Annotated in this window: 15 protein-coding genes; all 15 read left to right on the plus strand. The window is 40.6% G+C overall.

What is annotated here, in order from left to right; translation table 11 throughout:
• Positions 1 to 7: 7 nt before the first annotated feature.
• On the plus strand, positions 8 to 319 hold the full coding sequence (gene gatC, locus FOL01_RS03565; protein ID WP_075269371.1) for an Asp-tRNA(Asn)/Glu-tRNA(Gln) amidotransferase subunit GatC: 312 nt from the start codon (positions 8 to 10) through the stop codon (positions 317 to 319).
• Positions 319 to 1,776 carry an Asp-tRNA(Asn)/Glu-tRNA(Gln) amidotransferase subunit GatA gene (gene gatA / locus FOL01_RS03570; protein WP_075269372.1) on the plus strand — a complete coding sequence of 486 codons (1,458 nt, stop codon included), beginning with the start codon at positions 319 to 321 and terminating at the stop codon, positions 1,774 to 1,776. Before gatC ends, gatA begins: the two co-directional genes overlap by 1 nt.
• Complete coding sequence (gatB, locus tag FOL01_RS03575; protein ID WP_075269373.1) at positions 1,776 to 3,221, plus strand: Asp-tRNA(Asn)/Glu-tRNA(Gln) amidotransferase subunit GatB; 1,446 nt, start codon at positions 1,776 to 1,778, stop codon at positions 3,219 to 3,221. Before gatA ends, gatB begins: the two co-directional genes overlap by 1 nt.
• Positions 3,222 to 3,382: 161 nt before the next feature.
• Entirely contained in the window at positions 3,383 to 4,333 is a 951-nt protein-coding gene (locus FOL01_RS03580; RefSeq protein ID WP_075269374.1) for a diacylglycerol kinase, read from the plus strand.
• 178 nt (positions 4,334 to 4,511) lie between these two features.
• Positions 4,512 to 5,810: a bifunctional folylpolyglutamate synthase/dihydrofolate synthase gene (locus FOL01_RS03585; protein ID WP_075269375.1), complete on the plus strand. Its 1,299-nt coding sequence runs from the start codon at positions 4,512 to 4,514 to the stop codon at positions 5,808 to 5,810.
• Between the two features lies 1 nt (position 5,811).
• Positions 5,812 to 6,417, plus strand: a complete 606-nt coding sequence (locus FOL01_RS03590; protein ID WP_075269376.1) for a non-canonical purine NTP pyrophosphatase — start codon at positions 5,812 to 5,814, stop codon at positions 6,415 to 6,417.
• Positions 6,418 to 6,450: 33 nt separating this feature from the next.
• Positions 6,451 to 7,977: a UDP-N-acetylmuramoyl-L-alanyl-D-glutamate--2,6-diaminopimelate ligase gene (locus FOL01_RS03595; RefSeq protein ID WP_075269377.1), complete on the plus strand. Its 1,527-nt coding sequence runs from the start codon at positions 6,451 to 6,453 to the stop codon at positions 7,975 to 7,977.
• A 102-nt stretch (positions 7,978 to 8,079) separates the two neighbouring features.
• On the plus strand, positions 8,080 to 8,379 hold the full coding sequence (locus FOL01_RS03600; RefSeq protein ID WP_075269378.1) for a DUF2187 domain-containing protein: 300 nt from the start codon (positions 8,080 to 8,082) through the stop codon (positions 8,377 to 8,379).
• Positions 8,379 to 10,064, plus strand: a complete 1,686-nt coding sequence (gene argS / locus FOL01_RS03605) for an arginine--tRNA ligase (protein WP_075269379.1) — start codon at positions 8,379 to 8,381, stop codon at positions 10,062 to 10,064. Before FOL01_RS03600 ends, argS begins: the two co-directional genes overlap by 1 nt.
• Positions 10,065 to 10,262: 198 nt before the next feature.
• Entirely contained in the window at positions 10,263 to 10,730 is a 468-nt protein-coding gene (locus tag FOL01_RS03610) for an arginine repressor (RefSeq protein ID WP_075269380.1), read from the plus strand.
• Position 10,731: 1 nt separating this feature from the next.
• On the plus strand, positions 10,732 to 12,924 hold the full coding sequence (locus FOL01_RS03615) for a transglycosylase domain-containing protein (RefSeq protein ID WP_156834985.1): 2,193 nt from the start codon (positions 10,732 to 10,734) through the stop codon (positions 12,922 to 12,924).
• Positions 12,925 to 12,976: 52 nt separating this feature from the next.
• Entirely contained in the window at positions 12,977 to 13,321 is a 345-nt protein-coding gene (locus FOL01_RS03620; RefSeq protein WP_075269381.1) for a YlbF family regulator, read from the plus strand.
• Between the two features lie 195 nt (positions 13,322 to 13,516).
• Positions 13,517 to 14,710, plus strand: coding sequence for a metallophosphoesterase family protein (locus tag FOL01_RS03625; protein ID WP_075269382.1), 1,194 nt, complete (start codon positions 13,517 to 13,519; stop codon positions 14,708 to 14,710).
• Positions 14,700 to 17,039: an ATP-binding protein gene (locus FOL01_RS03630; RefSeq protein WP_075269383.1), complete on the plus strand. Its 2,340-nt coding sequence runs from the start codon at positions 14,700 to 14,702 to the stop codon at positions 17,037 to 17,039. The genes FOL01_RS03625 and FOL01_RS03630 overlap by 11 nt, the downstream gene beginning before the upstream one ends.
• 9 nt (positions 17,040 to 17,048) lie before the next feature.
• The gene (locus FOL01_RS03635; RefSeq protein ID WP_075269384.1) at positions 17,049 to 18,017 is read left to right on the plus strand and encodes a 3'-5' exoribonuclease YhaM family protein; all 969 of its coding nucleotides are present in this window, start codon (positions 17,049 to 17,051) and stop codon (positions 18,015 to 18,017) included.
• The last annotated feature ends 44 nt before the right edge of the window (positions 18,018 to 18,061 follow it).

The raw sequence follows: 18,061 nt of genomic DNA on the forward strand, positions 1-18,061 counted from the left end.
AATTAACATGGCAAACGAGCAAATTACGCGTGAAGAAGTTGAACATGTGGCTAGCTTAGCAAAGTTAGCTTTAACGGATGCAGAAGCTGATATGTTTACAGATCATTTAGGTAAAATATTTGATATTGTGACAACATTAGCTGAGGTGGATACAGAAAATGTGAAACCAACATACTCTGTAACTGAGATGCAAACAGTATTACGAGATGATGTGGCGGTTAACGCACAACAATCAGAAGCATTATTGAACAATGCACCAGAACACCAAGGTACTTTGATTAAAGTGCCCGCAATTCTTAATGGGGGAGCTGAAGGTTAATGGATTTTTTGCATACAGATATCGAAAAGTTGCATGAACAACTAGTAAACAAAGAAATTACATCAGTTGACTTAGTTAAAGAAACACTAGCAAATATTGAGCAAACTGATGCAAAATATGACGCATTTTTAGCAACTATGTCAGAAAAGGCTTTAGCTGAAGCTGCTGCCATTGATGAAGCAGGTATCGATCCAGATAATGTACTATCTGGAATTCCATATGGAATTAAGGATAACTTGATTACGAAGGATGTGACGACAACTGCCGCATCAAAAATTTTACAAGACTTTAAACCAATTTATGATGCAACGGTCGTTTCACGTTTGCGTGAACAAGGCGCCGTTGGTGTTGGTAAGTTAAACATGGATGAGTTTGCCATGGGCTCAACAACTGAAACATCATACTATAAGCAAACTAAGAATGCTTGGGATCAAACAAAAGTCCCTGGTGGTTCTTCGGGTGGATCAGCTGTGTCAGTTGCTGCCGGTCAAGTACCATTCGCACTAGGAACTGACACAGGTGGTTCAATCCGTCAACCCGCTGCTTTCAATGGGATTGTTGGAATGAAACCAACATATGGTCGTGTGTCACGTTTTGGAGTGATTGCCTTTGCGTCATCACTTGACCAAGTCGGTGTCTTTACGCGTCGTGTCAAGGATAACGCTACTGTATTAGCTGCTATGTCTGGCCATGATGACAATGATCAAACATCTTCAGACCAAGCTGTACCTGATTTTGCGGCCCACTTGGATGGCGATATCGCTGGCTTGAAGATTGCCGTACCAACAGAATACTTTGCTGCTGGTGTTGATGAAGGTGTTAAAACGACTGTTCGTGCCGGTATTGATAAATTACGCGAACTTGGCGCAACAGTTGATGAAGTTTCATTGCCACATACAAAATATGGTGTTGCTGCATACTATATCTTAGCTTCTGCTGAGGCATCATCAAACTTGCAACGTTTTGATGGTATCCGTTATAGTACGCGTCCAGAAAACGTCAAAAGTTTGGAAGACCTATACGTACAAACACGTACACAAGGCTTTGGTGACGAGGTCAAGCGTCGTATTATGCTTGGAACATACTCACTTTCAGCTGGTTCATATGATGCTTTCTTCAAGAAGGCTGCACAAGTACGTACGCTAATGAATGATGATTTCCAAAAAGTCTTTGCCGATTATGATTTGATTGCGGCACCAACTGCACCAAATGTTGCTTATGACTTTGGTGCTAACCAAGATGATCCTGAAGTCACTTACATGAATGATGTTTTGACGATTCCTGTTAATATGGCTGGATTGCCAGGTATGTCAGTACCAGCAGGCTTTGTTGATGGCTTGCCAGTTGGTATGCAATTGATAGCAAACCGCTACCAAGAGGAGACAATTTATCGTGCTGCGTATGCTTATGAACAAGCAACACGTCTATTCGAAAAAGTACCAGGAGGTAAGGATTAATGGCAGTGCCAAATTTTGAGACGACGATCGGACTAGAAGTCCATGTTGAGTTAAAGACTAATTCTAAGGCGATGTCACCTTCTCCAGTGCAATATGGTTCTAAACCTAATGCCAATACCAATGTTATTGACTGGGGATATCCTGGGGTTTTGCCACAGGCTAATAAGGGTGCCATTGAATATGGTATGATGGCATCACTTGCATTGAATGCCGACATTACACGTGATTTGCACTGGGATCGAAAGAATTATTTCTATCCTGATAATCCCAAAGCTTACCAAATTACCCAACAACAACAACCTATTGGTCGTAATGGTTGGCTAGAGATTGAATTTGAGGGTCAAAAGAAGCGTGTTGGTATTACTGAACTACACGTGGAAGAAGATGCTGGAAAGAATACCCACGGCACAGATGGTTATTCTTATGTCGACTTAAACCGTCAAGGAACACCATTAATTGAAATTGTTGGGGCACCTGATATTTCATCACCTGATGAAGCCTATGCTTACCTAGAAGCATTACGTCAAGCTATCCAATTTACGGGTATTTCTGACGTGAAGATGGAAGAAGGTTCGATGCGTGTCGATGCCAATATTTCAATTCGTCCAGTTGGTTCAAGCGAATATGGTACTAAGGTCGAGTTAAAGAACTTGAACTCATTTAACTATGTGCGTAAGGCGCTAGCATTTGAAGAAAACCGTCATGCTAAGATTTACATGTCTGGTGGTACAATCAAGCAACAAACTCGTCGCTTTGATGAAGCAACCGGTGAAACTGTCTTAATGCGTGTTAAGGAAACAGCGGATGATTATCGTTACTTCCCAGAACCTGATTTGACACCAATCCACGTTACAGACGATTGGATTGATGAAGTTAGGGCAAAGTTGCCAGAGACAGCTAAGGCCCGTAAGGCACGTTATGTCGATGAACTTGGTTTGGAAGTTTATGATTCAGAAGTTTTGACACAAACGCTAGCTATGGCGAACTTCTTTGATGAAACCGTTAGTTTTGGTGCGGATCCAAAGCGTACAGCTAACTACTTAATGGGTGATGTTAATGCCTTCTTGAACGAGCAACAAGCTGATTTGGAAGCAACTCCATTAACACCAGCTCACTTAGCTGACATGATCAAGTTGATTGATGATGGTACCATTTCAACAAAGATGGCCAAGAAGGTCTTCAAAGCCATTACTAAGGGTGATGACCCAGTTGAATTTGTGGAGAAGAATGGCCTTAAGCAACTATCTGATCCAGCAGTATTGACACCAATGATTGATGAAGTTTTGGATAATAATGAGCAATCAATTATTGATTTCCATAATGGAAAAGATCGTGCCGTTGGTTTCTTGGTTGGACAAATCATGAAGCAAACCAAGGGTAGTGCTAATCCAGCAGTTGTTAACAAATTATTGATGGCTGGTTTGCAAGCCCGTAAACCTGAGTAAAAAGAGTGGAAACAAAAACAGTTTGAATCTGGTGTGTAGTGAGGATTCAGTTTTTGAGAACGCGTTTAAAAAGAGAGTAATATACTCTTGTCGGAATCAGAGTAGTTTCATCTGCTCTGATTTCATACATATATTTTATTTAAATTTAGGAGCGAGATAGAATGAAAAGAGCACGCATTATTTATAATCCAACTTCTGGACGTGAAGCCATTCGACGTGACTTGGTCGATATTTTGGCTGTGTATGAAGAAGCCGGTTATGAGACCAGCGCCTATGCAACAACTCCTGAACCAAACTCTGCCATGATGGAAGCAGAACGAGCTGCCAAAGCAGGTTTTGACTTGTTAATTGCAGCAGGTGGTGATGGGACGATTAATGAGGTTGTTAACGGGATTGCTCCATTAGATGAGCGGCCAATGTTAGCCATTATCCCAGCTGGAACCACTAATGATTATGCACGTGCATTGAGTATTCCGCGTGAGGATCCTTTAGCAGCTGCTAAGGTTATCCTGAAGGGGAAGGCAGCCAAGATGGATATTGGTCAAGCCAATGATTCGTACTTTATCAATATTGCGGCTGGTGGTTCATTGTCAGAGTTAACATATTCAGTGCCTTCTAAGTTAAAGTCAATGTACGGCTACTTAGCTTATGTCGTTAAGGGAGCTGAGATGTTGACCAGCATCAAACCAATGGACATCCATGTTAAGTATGATGATGGTGAATTTAATGGTAAATCAGCCATGTTCTTCTTAGCATTAACTAATTCCGTTGGTGGTTTTGAGCAAATTGTGCCAGATGCTAAGTTAGATGATGGTAAATTTACTTTGTTGATCGTTAAAACAACAAAATTTGCTGAGATTTTGAATTTGATTACCGAAGTGCTGAAAGGAAAGCACGTTAATAATCCAAATTTGATTTATGTGAAATCTGAAAAAGTGGAAGTGTCATCGACTAAAAATGACAAAATTATGATTAATTTAGATGGTGAATATGGTGGGGATGCCCCAGTCACATTCGTTAACCATAAACAGCATATTGATATCGTTGCAAACATTGATGATATTGCAGAGAATACGTTAGTTGCAACGCCAATTACGTTACATGAAGATTAATTGTTTTTGATAAGTACTAAGGAAAACCATGTGGGGATTTCTTGGTACTTTTTTTACGGGATGGCTGCGTTTAGCGAATAATTATCAATAATGCGCCGCCGAGTAAGAATGATATATGATAAAATAAAGCTTTAGAGAGTCGCTTGGTCGACATAAAAGATGAAGGACTGGTTTTCATATGGGCACTGTTGAAACATATCGACAATTTGAAAAGAGTTTGGGTGATGATTGGCAAGTATTGCCCAGTCAACATAGTCGGGTCGGCATGTTGAAGGAAATTTTAAATTGGCTTGGTCATCCTGAGCGCCGTTTGTCGGTTATTCATATTGTTGGCTCAAACGGTAAAGGATCGACTGGTGTGATGTTGAGTAAAATATTAACGACTGCCGGTTATCGAGTGGGTCATTTTTCAACGCCAGCAATTTTGTCAGATCGTGAAGTTGTGATGATTAATGGTCAGATGATTAGTGAAAAAGAAGTGATGTTTCACTATAAGCGTATTATGACTGAAATTAAAAATCACGGTGGCGATGAAAAAACATTAACAAAATTTGAAATGTGGACTCTGATTGCCCTATGCCATTTTGCGAAACAAGAAGTTCACTTTGCTATTATTGAGGCTGGTTTAGGTGGTACTGGGGATGCGACGAATGTCGTTGAAAAGCCATTGATTGTTGCGATTACGAAAATTTCCGATGATCATTCGACCATGCTGGGGCATAATGTGCTTAAAATTGCAGAGAATGTTGCTGGGGCGATTAAGCCAGGCAGTTTAGTAGTCAATTATCCTGGACAAGATGTTGAAGTTTTTAAAACACTTCGTGATAAAGCAACAGCAGTCGGGGCAGTTTGGAATCCGTATCCTAAGCCACAAATTACATTGATGCGCTCATCACCAGAAGGGCTGATCGTTAATGCCGACCAATTAGAAGGTTTGAAATTATCATTAACGGGTGCTTATCAGGCAAATAATTTAAGTACCGTTTTGCAGGTCGTCACCATCTTAAAGAATAAGCGAATTACTTTGTCAGATGTGACAGTTGCCGAAGCATTAGCGCATGTTAAAATCACGGGCCGGATGGAGTTTGATAGCACCCATAATATTCTTTATGATGGTGCTCATAATCCGCACGGTATTTCAAGTTTGGTTGCCGCTATTCGTTCTTGGCATTTACCTTTTAAGCCGATTGTTATTTTGGGCCTGATCAAAGGTAAAAATCATATGGATATGTTGGATGAATTGCTTCCTTATGTATCAACGATCATTGCGGTGACACCTGATGCCAAAAATGCGATGTCAGCTGATGAGTTGGCAGCTAAAATTGTGATGATGAGCAATGTGGACGTTGAGATTGCTGATGATTCGACAGCCGCTATTTCGTTAGCGCGACAAGTTCGTGAGTCGTCAAAGTCATTAATTGTGGTTACAGGTTCATTTTATACATTACGGGCTATCGAAAAGGAGGACGGTATTTAACATGATGGAACGATTTGTCATTGCCTCAAATAATACCCATAAAACTGACGAAATGGTTAGTTATCTGGCTGTACTAGGTTTAAAAGGTATTAATTATCGTCAGTTGATTGATGAAATAACGTTTCCACCAGAAACTACTGATGATATGGCTGCCAATGCGCTCGTCAAAGCGCAAACGATCCATAATTTATTGCCAGATGAGTATGTTTTAGCCGATGATTCGGCGCTATTTATCCCGGCCATTCCGGATCAGTTTGGGGTAACGACCATGCGCGAGTTTAGGGCCCATCAGTTACGTGGCGATGATGAAATTAATCAGTATGTACTACAACAATTGCCAGCTGGTGCATCGCGTGAGGCTCATTTGTTGGCAGATTTTGTGGTAATCACACCACAAAATATCATTTATACCACACAGGGTAAGGGTGGTGTGATGCTGACTGAAACACCACGTGGTAATCGAAATGGATTAGATGAGTTGTTAGAAACTGAAAATGGGCTGACCCTGGCAGAAATTGATATGCCAGCACGTGTGCATTACGCACATCGTGGTCGGGCAGCTATTAAAATGAAGAATCAATTACAACAAGCTGGCGAATTAAAATAATTAACGAATAATCAGAAAAGAGGATTAAGTTTGATGACACTCACTGCAGATAACATCACAACGTTATTAGCTGATCAAGATTTATTAGTATCAGCACCAGAATTCGATGGTGAGATACAACATTTAGCTTATAATTCAAATGACGTTGTACCAGGTACCTTATTATTTATTAAGGGGAATTTTAAAGCTGCGTACTTAACCGATGCCATCGAAAAGGGCGTTACTGCAATCGTTGCTCCGGCTAACTTTAAGCATGATACTAATTTACCAACTTGGGTAGCAGATGATGTACCAGCGGCCATGAGTATTATTGCGATGGCTTATTACCAATATCCACAAAATAGTTTAGCTTTGATTGGTATAACTGGTACCAAAGGGAAGACATCAACGGCGTATATGGCATATGAAATTTTGCGTGCGTATACACATGATAAGGTTGCGTTGTCTTCAACTTTACAAGTTATTACGGATAATAATCCAGAATCTCATTATCGGGCACACTTAACAACGCCAGAATCAGTAGATTTGTTCCGTTGGATGCGTGAGGCGGTTGATAATGGTATGACGCATATGGTGATGGAAGTATCATCACAGGCATTTAAAATGCGCCGCGTTTATGGTCTTCATTTCAATGTTGGTATTTTCTTAAATATTAGTCCAGATCATATTGGTGAAAACGAACATCCAACATTTGAAGATTATATCCAACACAAAATGATGTTATTTGATCATTCAGAACAGGTGGTTTTGAATGTTGATACAGATCATTTTGGGGAATTGATCGAACATGCTGAATTAACGGTTCCTCGTGATGGTATTTGGTTGTATGGGCAAGAAGATGCTGATTCTCCCAAAGCGGATGTTTACTTTGAAGCGACTGATGCCAACTTACATGGCAGTGTCTTTAAAGTTCGTGAGGTGGGTCAACAAGCCGAACACTTACATATTAATGGGGAATATACTTTAGATATGCCTGGTGATTTTAATCAAAGTAATGCGTTAGCAGCAATGATTGCAACGCGTTTGGTTAATGCGGATGCACCAGCAATGGCCGAAGGGCTCGAAACGGTAAAAGTTCCCGGACGGATGCAGGTTTTAAACACCAAAGAACACGGGACAATATACGTCGATTATGCCCATAATTATGCGTCAATTGCGGCCTTATTGCAGTTTGTTCGCCAAAATGAATCGGTCAATCAATTAACGATTGTTGTGGGAGCGCCAGGTAACAAGGGTGTCTCACGTCGTCCTGGTATTGGAAAAGCCGTTAGTGAGGGTGCCGACGTTGTTTATCTGACGAGTGATGATCCACAGTATGAGGATCCAGCAAAAATTGCTGATGAGATCCAAACGGCAATCACTAATCCGAAAGTAACGATCTATCGCGAATTAGACCGTACAAAAGCGATTGCATCAGCAATCCAGGCAGCTGGTTCAGACGATGTTGTCGTCTTAGCAGCTAAAGGATTGGATGAATATCAAAAGATAGACGGTGTCGATACACCATATGAAAATGATTGGGCAGTGGCAAATCGGATTGTTTCCGAATTAGAGTTCTAGTCTTTAGGCTAGAAATTTGTTATAATTTATAGAATTGTCGTTATTACGGCCAACTATTAATAAATAAAAAACCTCAGTTATAAAAGTAAAGGGGAAACTATCATGGCTAAAGAACCAGCAGAAAATACATCAGAATTTGATATCGGTGATTTCGTCACCGGTAAGAAGTTTGCTAATTTTGAGCATGACTTCAAAGGAATCGTTGAAAAAATTTATGAGCATTCAGTCTTAGTGGTTATTACGGAAAATAATCCTGAAGATGATGCAACCGTAAACGAATATAATCATCGTGCAGTATTGCGTATGTCAGACGCTAAAATCTTAGTAAAGACTGATAACCCTGCACCTCGTCCATCAGAAGATGATGAAGCGGATGATAATGCCAAAGGAGACAAAGCTTAATGGACTACAAGAATCAAATTGCCGAAACAATTGCTGCAGTTGTTCCTGAATTGGATAAAGCAACGATTCTTTCAAAAATTGAGGTGCCTAAGGATACTAAGATGGGTGATTATGCTTTTCCAGCATTTTTACTAGCCAAAGAACGTCGCATGGCACCACAACAAATTGCAAGTAACATTGTGTCAGAAATTGCAACTGACGGCTTTAAAGAAGTCAAGGCTGTTGGACCTTATGTTAATTTCTTTTTGGATCAAGCCAACTTTGGTGCTGAAACATTAGCTGAAGTGCTACGTCAAGATGACTATGGTCATAACACTGATGGTGAAGCGGGTCATGTGACAATTGATATGTCATCACCTAACATTGCTAAGCCAATGTCAATGGGTCACTTGCGGTCAACAGTTATTGGAAACTCTTTAGCTGAAATTGCCAAAGCAAACGGCTATCAACCAATTAAAATCAATCATTTAGGTGATTGGGGAACACAATTTGGTAAGTTGATGTCAGCTTATAAGCGTTGGGGATCAGAAGAAGAAGTGAAAGCTGACCCAATCAACACATTGGTAAAGTACTATGTACGTTTCCATAAGGAAGCTGAGACACAACCTGAATTGAACGATGAAGGTCGTGCCTGGTTCAAGAAGCTTGAAGATGGTGATGAAGAAGCGCACGGACTATGGTCATGGTTCCGTGAAGAATCATTGAAAGAATTCATGGAATTATATAATGACCTAGATATTGATTTTGATTCATTTAACGGTGAAGCTTTCTATAATGACAAGATGGACGCTGTGATTGATACCCTTAAGGAAAAGCAATTACTTGTTGAATCACAAGGTGCACAAGTGGTTGATTTGGAAGACGAAGGATTGAACGTTGCAATGATCCAACGTACTGACGGGGCAACTTTGTACATGACGCGTGACTTAGCTGCTGCTATTTTCCGTAAGAACAACTACAATTTTGTTAAGTCACTATACGTGGTTGGTGGTGAACAGCGTGAACACTTCAAGCAATTGAAGGCGGTCTTGAATAAGATGGGTTACGAGTGGTCAAATGATATTGAACACATCCCATTTGGTATGATTACTGTTGATGGTAAGAAATTATCAACACGTTCTGGCCGTATTGTTCTATTGAAGGACGTTTTGACTGATTCTGTTAAATTGGCAACTGCTCAAATTGACGAAAAGAATCCAGATCTACCTAATAAGGCAGAAGTTGCTCATGAAGTTGGAACTGGTGCGGTTGTATTCCATGATTTGATGAATGAACGTCTGGGTGACTTTGATTTCAAGTTGGAAGAAGTGGTTCGTTTTGAAGGTGATACTGGTCCATATGTACAATATACAAATGCTCGTGCGCAATCAATTTTGCGTAAGGCAGGTAAGCCTGAGTTAGATTTGACTAACTTGTCAATTGATGATGAACAAGTTTGGGAAACTGAAAAGTTAGTTGCAAACTTTAGTGATATTGTTCGCCGCGCATGGCGTGATCGTGAACCATCAGTGATTGCGAAGTATGCATTGAATTTGGCCCGTACTTTCAATAAGTACTATGCTAATTCAAAAATCTTGGTTGAAGATGACCAATTAAATGCACGTTTGGCATTAGTAACGGCTGTTTCAAATGTTTTGACTGAATCACTACGTTTGTTGGGTGTAAAAGCACCACAAGAAATGTAATTAAAATATATTAACTATTAAAAGGGTCGAAGTTCATTCCGTGTATCGGAAAACTTCGACTTTTTTACCTATAATAATGATTGATAATTTTGTCTACTAAAGGCAGAGTTAAGTGAAATAGTCGATTATGATAGAATAGTACCAGTGGTGGCAGTAACGATCAGTCATCATGATTGAGTGAAAAAAGAGGAATGAAACATGGCTTTAAAAAAGCAAGAACGACAAGCAATGATTCTTGAAATTTTGGCACGTAATGTGATTGATTCTCAAGAAGAAATTTTACATCGTTTGCAAAATGCAGGTATTGCAGTCACACAAGCTACGGTCTCACGTGACATTAAAGAACTACGGATTGTACGTCGTCCGGATGTTAATGGTCAAACGAGATATCAAGTGATGGCTGATGCAACGAATCAGGCTGCTAATGATGGCAATCAAATTGAACAAGGCTTTTCAGACATGGCAGTCGATGTCACACCAGTGTCATTTATGATTGTGGTAAAGACGACGCAAGGTAATGGCAATCGTTTGGCTGCGATGATTGATGCAGCGGAAATGCCAGAGGTGATTGGTACATTAGCTGGTCATAATACAATTTATGTCACTACGCCGACAGCTGAGGCGGCAATTGCTTTAGCTGATCAATTTAATAATTGGAAGCAATAATATGAAAGATTATATTAAAGGATTAAAAAATTGGTTTCATCAAAAAATGATGCCAGTGACTAATTGGTTACGTAAATTTTTTGGTCCGTTAATTCGGTTTCACCAACGATTTTTTCAGCCATTCTATGCGTGGTTGCGAAAAACTTTTGGCCCTTTTTGGCATAGATTTCAAATCAATCGCTGGCTGATCGCGTTATTCCTGTCGCTGATTTTAGTTATCAGTGTGCTAGGAACCTTTGAAGCTAAGACGACGGATGTGTCTGATTTGAAAAAGCGCCTCCAATCAACCACTGAAATCTATGATGTTTCTGGTAACAAGGCAGGTAGTCTGTCAGGACAGAAGGGAACGTATGTCAAGTTTAGTGAGATTTCTCCACATGCGGTAAATGCCGTTATCGCTACTGAGGATCGTAATTTCTATAAGGAACATGGTTTTTCTGTCCGTGGAATGACACGTGGGGTATTGACTACCATCTGGTACCGAATTCGCGGTAGCAATGTGTCGGTTGGAGGGTCAACTTTAACGCAACAGTTGGTAAAAAATGCCTTCCTAAGTCAGGACCAGACTGTTATTCGTAAAGCACGTGAATTATTTTTATCAGTCCAAGTTGAAAAAGAATATTCTAAACATGAAATCTTGGCAATGTATCTAAACAATGCTTACTTTGGTCATGGTGTTTGGGGTATTCAGGATGCGGCTAAAAAGTATTTTGGTGTGAGTGCAGCTGATTTGTCGGTGTCGGAAAGTGCGATGCTAATTGGGATGCTACAATCTCCCAATGGCTATGATCCATTGACATATGAAGATGCGGCTAAGCAGCGGCGTGATCAAGTCATTCAAAATATGGTGTCAACGAAATATTTGACGCAAGCGCAAGCAGACTATAATGCAAAATTTGCCTTAGGCGCTACCGATCATGAAGTTGATAATTCAAATTATAATTATCCTTATTATTTTGATTCCGTCATTAATGAAGCAATGAATAAGTATGATTTGAAAGAACAAGATATTTTGAATAATGGGTATAAGATTTACACAACTTTGGACCAACAAGATCAAACGAATTTGCAAAATGATTATGACGATGAGACCTTAAATCCAATCGGTGATGGGTCACAGGCAGCTTCAGTGGTGATGGATGCGAAAACTGGTGGTGTCCGTGCCGTTGTTGGTGGTCGTGGTGAACACGTCTTTAGAGGATTCAATCGTGCTACCCAGTCACATCGTTCACCAGGATCGACGATTAAACCAATTGCGGATTATGCGCCATCATTGTCACGTGGTTTCTCATATGATTCTGACCTGAAGAATAGTAAGATGAGCTTTGGTACCAATGGTTATTCACCTTCAAATTATGGTGATTATACCAGTGAAAAAATCCCAATGTATCAAGCCTTGGAGAATTCTTACAATATTCCGGCCGTTTGGCTGCTTGATCAAATCGGTGTGAATGCTGGGTATAACGCAGCTACTAAGGCTGGCTTACCATTGGCCAAATCTGATAAGAACTTGTCGTTAGCAATTGGTGGTATGAAAAAAGGTGTCACACCATTAGAGTTGACTCAAGCATATACGAGTTTTGCTAATGGGGGTCAAATGAGTGATAGCCATTTCATTACTAAAATTGTCGATACTTCTGGTAAGACGATTGCCCAAGCCAAAGAAAAGCATACGCGTCTATGGTCAAAGCGGGTGGCTAATGAGATGACTTCAATGATGATGGGTGTTTATACGCATGGTACTGGAACCGCTGCTGATCCGAGTGGTTATGATGTGGCTGGTAAAACAGGAACAACTGAAGTTTCAGGAACTAATTCAACGAGTGATAATGCCACTGACTCATGGGCAATCGCCTATACGCCAGATGTTGTTGTGACGACATGGACAGGATATGATGAAACGGATGCTGACCATACGATATCTGCCTATTTGTCGCAAACATCTGGTCCGTTAATGAAAACGGCACTTGAACAAGTTTTGCCAAATACAAAACAAACGAACTTTGGTGTCAAAAGTGTTCGCGCGAAGATGTCAGCCACTAAAAATGGGGCTTCAAATAAGAAGAATGGTATTTCTAATAACATTTCCGGTATTGGTGATGATATTAAGAATGGTGCTTCTAGTGCCTGGAGTAATGTCAAAGGTGGTGCCCAAAAAGCTTGGTCGGGAATTCAATCATTATTACCACAATAACTATAAAATATGAGATAATGGAATAACTAAAAGAGATGGGGAATAAATACTTATGATAAATATTTACGATGACGTTAACGCAGTTGCAACTACTTTACGCGAAACAGCGCAATATAAGACATTACGTGATGCCATTGATGCTGTCGAAGCTGAGCCAGAAGCTAAGGCTATCTTTGCTCGTTTCCAACAAGCACAAACACAAATCAATCAAGCAGTGCAATCAGGTAATGAACCAGCAGAGGATCAAATCAAAGCTTGGCAAGAAATTGCTAACGAGATGGAGCAATATGATTCTCTAAAGAAGATGCTTGAAGCTGAAAAAGGATTGAACCAATTGTTGATGGAAATCAACGATATCATTACCAAGCCAATTGCCGAATTATACGGTCAAGACTAAATAATAGAAATGAGAGCGAGATAAAAATCGTTGCGCAAGGCTTCAGACTTTTAGAATGCGTTTAAGCGATAAACAGGGTGGAACATGTGATTTTGTTCCACCCTGTTTTGCTGTATTAACGTCTTTTAGAACGTTCTCTTTTTTTTGTCGTCAAACTCCCATATAATGAAATTAAAAACAAAAAGGGGCTGGAAAATGAAATTTATTCATGCAGGCGATTTACACCTGGGTAATCCATTTGGTGGTTTATCCGTGACACCAGATTGGTTGACTGACAAGTTACAATCTGCAACCGAAACTGCCGTCCATCGCTTGGTGGATGATGCCATTACTGCTGCAGTGGATTTTGTGGTATTAGCAGGTGACTTATTTGATTCAACCACGCCCGATGCGCGCGCACAATTAGATTTAGTCAAAGAATTAGAAAGATTAGCAACGGCCAACATTCCGGTATATATCGGGTTTGGTAACCATGATTATGTTGTTGATTGGCAACGGTTACCAACATTTCCAAAGAATGTAACCCTGTTTCCAGAAGCGGTGACTACGTATGATTTACAGACCCAAAATCATGAGACAGTAGCAATTTCAGGATTTTCATATACACAACGGCATATTACGACTGACCAAGTGGCCCAATTCCCAATGAAAGCTAATCAAGCTGATTGGCATATTGGTGTTTATCATGGTGCGGTGGGTGAAGTCGGTTCAGGAAATTATGCCCCGTTTAATTTGCAAGCACTGCAAGACAAACATTATGATTACTGGGCATTAGGTCATATTCATGTGCGAGAGACATTGCAAGCTAAGCCATTTATTGGTTATTCGGGTAGTATTCAGGGATTGGATAAAACTGAAACTAATGCCAAAGGTTATTATATGGTAGAAAGTGACGGTGATGAACTAGTACCGACATTTACTCCGGTGGCGCCAATTACTTGGGTGACGGCAAGCTTACGGACAAATCGTGACTTGAGTACGGTTGTTCAATATGTACGCGAGCAATTTGCGGCCAAGGATGAGTTTGAATTAATTACGTTAGAGTTGATTACTGAAGACCCCAATGTCCTGTCAGCCATTGTGAACCAACAATTATTGGCACAATTTGTGGCAGCAGCTCAGCCTACTGATATGTTCTTTATCTACGATATTCAGGCACAAACGCAAGACCAGCAGATGCCGTTACCAGCTGTTGATGAGACCTATTGGTCAGAAACCGTGGCTGATGTATTTACCCGAGAGCAATTACAAAAACTAGGCCTAAAACAGGTGACGGATGTCGCTGTTTTAGATCATTTTTTAAATGAACAGACATTGCAGGAGCTACAGACAGCAGTTCAAACACAATTGCACTTGGCACAGATGGGGGATGAATATCATGTGGATTAAAAAAGTGCATATTGTGGGCTTTGGTCAGTTTAATGAACAAACATTTGATTTTGTGCAGGGATTACAAATTGTGCAGGGATTAAATGAAGCCGGTAAGACGACTTTACATCAATTTTTATTTGATATGTTATTTGGCTTTCCACAAGCTAAAGGTCGTAAAATCAACACTTATGAGCCATTAAATAAAGGCCCATATGGTGGTAGTATGCAATTTGAAGTTGATGGTCAACTTTACGAGCTGGAGCGTTTAGGCAGAACACAAACAGCAACGACTTTAACAGCCGTCGCAACGGGGCAACAATTTGCTGATCCGGAAGCAATGCTGACCAAGTTATTGGGACCAGTTGACCGTGACTTATATTTGGCAATTTTTAGTTTTGACCAAGCAGCTTTAATGAATATCTTTTCACTAAAGCCAGACGACTTTGCATCATACTTGCGGACGTTAGCAACACCAGGAGCTCAGAATTGGTTAGAAGTTGCGAATCGCTGGGAAAAAACAGCAACGGCAAAATTTGGTAGCACTAAAACAGCGCATCGTGAGCTCAACCAAGCTTTGGCAAATTTAAAGACACAACGCCAACAGTTACAAAATAAGATTCGCCAACAGCCATCTTTAGATAAGTTACAAGCAGAGGCGCAACATCTAAGTCAGCGGGTAACGAGTTTACAGCAACGGCAAGAGCAGATCCAAGGTCAGATGAGTCACCAACAAGCACAGGTTCACTTAGTACCGGTGTATCGACGTTGGCAGCAGATTAAGCAACAAGTCAAAGCGACTGGTAAATCGTTGGATTTAACGGTTGCTGACAAAGCTGACCGTGTCCGGCAACAATTAGCCGCATTAGATGAAGTGATGGTAACGACAGCGGTTACGAAGCAACAAGTTGAATCAGCGACCGTTGCTTTACGGCAATTAGAAAAATTAGAAAAGCAGCAACAAACTTTGGCTGAACAACAAGTCAAATCTGTCCAGGCTCAAAATGAATTATTGGAAAAATATCATTGGACACAGATACCACCATTATTAACAGAGCAACAAAAAGCTCGTTTGGGTGGTCAAAGAGAAACGACGCAAGCAAATTCTGATTATCGCTGGTTGATAGTAGCGGCAATAATTTGTGTTGTGGTTATTATTGGTGCTTTGCTGGCGGGTCATTGGATGATCGGTATGCTGTTAGCGGTGCTTGTCTTAGTCATTAGTTGGTGGGGTAGTCGCCGACCAGAACAAACAAAAACAACACTGAATGGGTCACAAGATTTACCAGCTGCCTATCAACAAATGTCAGCCAACGATATTTTTGCTGTCCAGGCGGATATCCAGCATATTAATGATATGATGTCGTCTAATAATCAAATTATTCATGATCAACAGGCGATGATGCCAGAATTGGTTAAAGTGCGAGCAGCTTTAAATTGGTTAGGTGAAGGCTTAACTGTTGATGAATACCGCAAGCGACTTGCTGATATCCATATCAAGCAAGAAACCATGGGACAACAACAATTACAACGCGCTAATCTCCAACAAACTTTACAAGATTTGTATCAAGAATTAGGCGTGAAAGATGCTGCCATGTTGCGGCAACGACGCGATGCACAGCGTCATATTAATGATTTGCAGCGTGAAGCAAATGTGCTTGAAGAACAACTAAAAGATGCTGACTTGCATGAGTTAGCTGCGCAAGCTGTTGTTAAGCCAGATGATCAGCCAGAAGCGGACGAGCAGCAACACATTTTAAAGCGTATTCAGGATGAGAAAAATCAGTTGAATCAAAAGTTGGCTGAAATCAATGTACAATTACAAAATCTACAAACTGATAATACGATCGAGCATCAGCAACAGGTGGTGGCTAACCAAGTAGCCGTTGTTAATCAACAATTGACTCAGTATTTTGTTGATCGGCTAGGTAGTGAGTGGATTAGGCAGGCATTGAATGCGGCCATTGCTGATCGGTTGCCAAATCTTTTGACGCAGGCAGGGGTTATTTTAAGCCGGTTGACCGATAATCATTATCAAATGATTCAGCAAACGAAGACGTTGCTCAAGGTGGTTCGTGATGATGGGAAGATTCTAGGGGTGAATCAGTTATCAAAAGGAACGGCTGAGCAATTGTATGTGGCATTGCGTTTAGCCTTTATTAAAACTGTGGCCGCTGCTTTGCAGTTACCGCTGTTGATTGATGATGCCTTTGTTGACTTTGACAATCAACGACGGCAGACCATGTTGAACGTATTGAAAGATCTGGCATCATCTGAACAACAAATTTTTTACTTTACGGCGCAAAAGACACCAGGAGAACAGGTCTTAGAATTGACGCATCAACAATAGGAGGTTGTTTTGACAAAAGCATTAAAGGACTATCAATTAGATGAACGAGTTGAAACCTTTGCATTACTTAAAGAAGTTGATGCCCGGGTAACACAACAGGGAAAGCGTTATTTAGCTTTACAATTGGCTGACCGTTCCATGGATATCAAGGGGATGAAATGGGATGCTACCGAAGCAGAAGTCGGCAAATTAGCTGCAGGCATGGTAGTCTATATTCAGGCGGTACGCCAAGCGTATCAGGATAAACCACAATTAAAGGTGTTGTCGATTCGACCAAGTAAAATTGGTGAACCACAGGATGCAGCAGATTTTGTGGCCGCTGCACCTATGAAAAAACAAGATATGGCCGAAGAAGTATCAGCGATTATTTTTCAAATTACTAATGCAAATTGGCAACGCATCGTACGACACATTCTTGGTAAGTACCGTGAGGCGTTTCTGCAGTTTCCAGCTGCTAAAAGTAACCATCATGCCTTTGCGGGTGGGCTAGCGTATCATAGTTTATCGATTGTGCATTTAGCACAAGCTGTTGTTAAGCAATATGATAATTTAAATGCTAGTCTATTATATGCGGGGGCTTTATTGCATGATCTTGGGAAGGTCATTGAACTTTCCGGACCAGTTGCAACGCAATATACGACTGCTGGTAATTTGATTGGTCATATTGTGCTCGTTGATGAAGAGATTGTTTTAGCAGCCACGGAGTTACAGATTGATTTAAAGAGTGAAGACATGCTTGTTTTGCGGCATACAGTTTTGGCACATCATGGTTTATTGGAATATGGCTCACCTGTACGTCCGATGATCAAAGAAGCGAATGTGTTACACCAGTTAGATGAACTAGATGCTGGTATGCAAAGCTTTGATAACGCTGTGGCTGAAACCCAACCTGGTGAATTTTCACCTCGCCAATGGGCCTTAGATAATCGCAGCGTTTATCGACCAAGTGAAGAGCATCTCGCAGATGAAACAAGGTAGAAAAAAATTTTCGTGAATTCGTTTGCAAAATGTAAGCTTTTTAC

Origin of the sequence: Weissella thailandensis (assembly GCF_001932615.1) — a bacterium.
Taxonomy (GTDB): domain Bacteria; phylum Bacillota; class Bacilli; order Lactobacillales; family Lactobacillaceae; genus Weissella; species Weissella thailandensis.

Excerpts from the sequence above, each read along its gene's own strand:
- gatC (WP_075269371.1), top strand. The coding sequence starts at position 8 with ATGGCAAACGAGCAAATTACGCGTGAAGAAGTTGAACATGTGGCTAGC.
- gatA (WP_075269372.1), top strand. The coding sequence starts at position 319 with ATGGATTTTTTGCATACAGATATCGAAAAGTTGCATGAACAACTAGTA.
- gatB (WP_075269373.1), top strand. The coding sequence starts at position 1,776 with ATGGCAGTGCCAAATTTTGAGACGACGATCGGACTAGAAGTCCATGTT.
- FOL01_RS03580 (WP_075269374.1), top strand. The coding sequence starts at position 3,383 with ATGAAAAGAGCACGCATTATTTATAATCCAACTTCTGGACGTGAAGCC.
- FOL01_RS03585 (WP_075269375.1), top strand. The coding sequence starts at position 4,512 with ATGGGCACTGTTGAAACATATCGACAATTTGAAAAGAGTTTGGGTGAT.
- FOL01_RS03590 (WP_075269376.1), top strand. The coding sequence starts at position 5,812 with ATGATGGAACGATTTGTCATTGCCTCAAATAATACCCATAAAACTGAC.
- FOL01_RS03595 (WP_075269377.1), top strand. The coding sequence starts at position 6,451 with ATGACACTCACTGCAGATAACATCACAACGTTATTAGCTGATCAAGAT.
- FOL01_RS03600 (WP_075269378.1), top strand. The coding sequence starts at position 8,080 with ATGGCTAAAGAACCAGCAGAAAATACATCAGAATTTGATATCGGTGAT.
- argS (WP_075269379.1), top strand. The coding sequence starts at position 8,379 with ATGGACTACAAGAATCAAATTGCCGAAACAATTGCTGCAGTTGTTCCT.
- FOL01_RS03610 (WP_075269380.1), top strand. The coding sequence starts at position 10,263 with ATGGCTTTAAAAAAGCAAGAACGACAAGCAATGATTCTTGAAATTTTG.
- FOL01_RS03615 (WP_156834985.1), top strand. The coding sequence starts at position 10,732 with ATGAAAGATTATATTAAAGGATTAAAAAATTGGTTTCATCAAAAAATG.
- FOL01_RS03620 (WP_075269381.1), top strand. The coding sequence starts at position 12,977 with ATGATAAATATTTACGATGACGTTAACGCAGTTGCAACTACTTTACGC.
- FOL01_RS03625 (WP_075269382.1), top strand. The coding sequence starts at position 13,517 with ATGAAATTTATTCATGCAGGCGATTTACACCTGGGTAATCCATTTGGT.
- FOL01_RS03630 (WP_075269383.1), top strand. The coding sequence starts at position 14,700 with ATGTGGATTAAAAAAGTGCATATTGTGGGCTTTGGTCAGTTTAATGAA.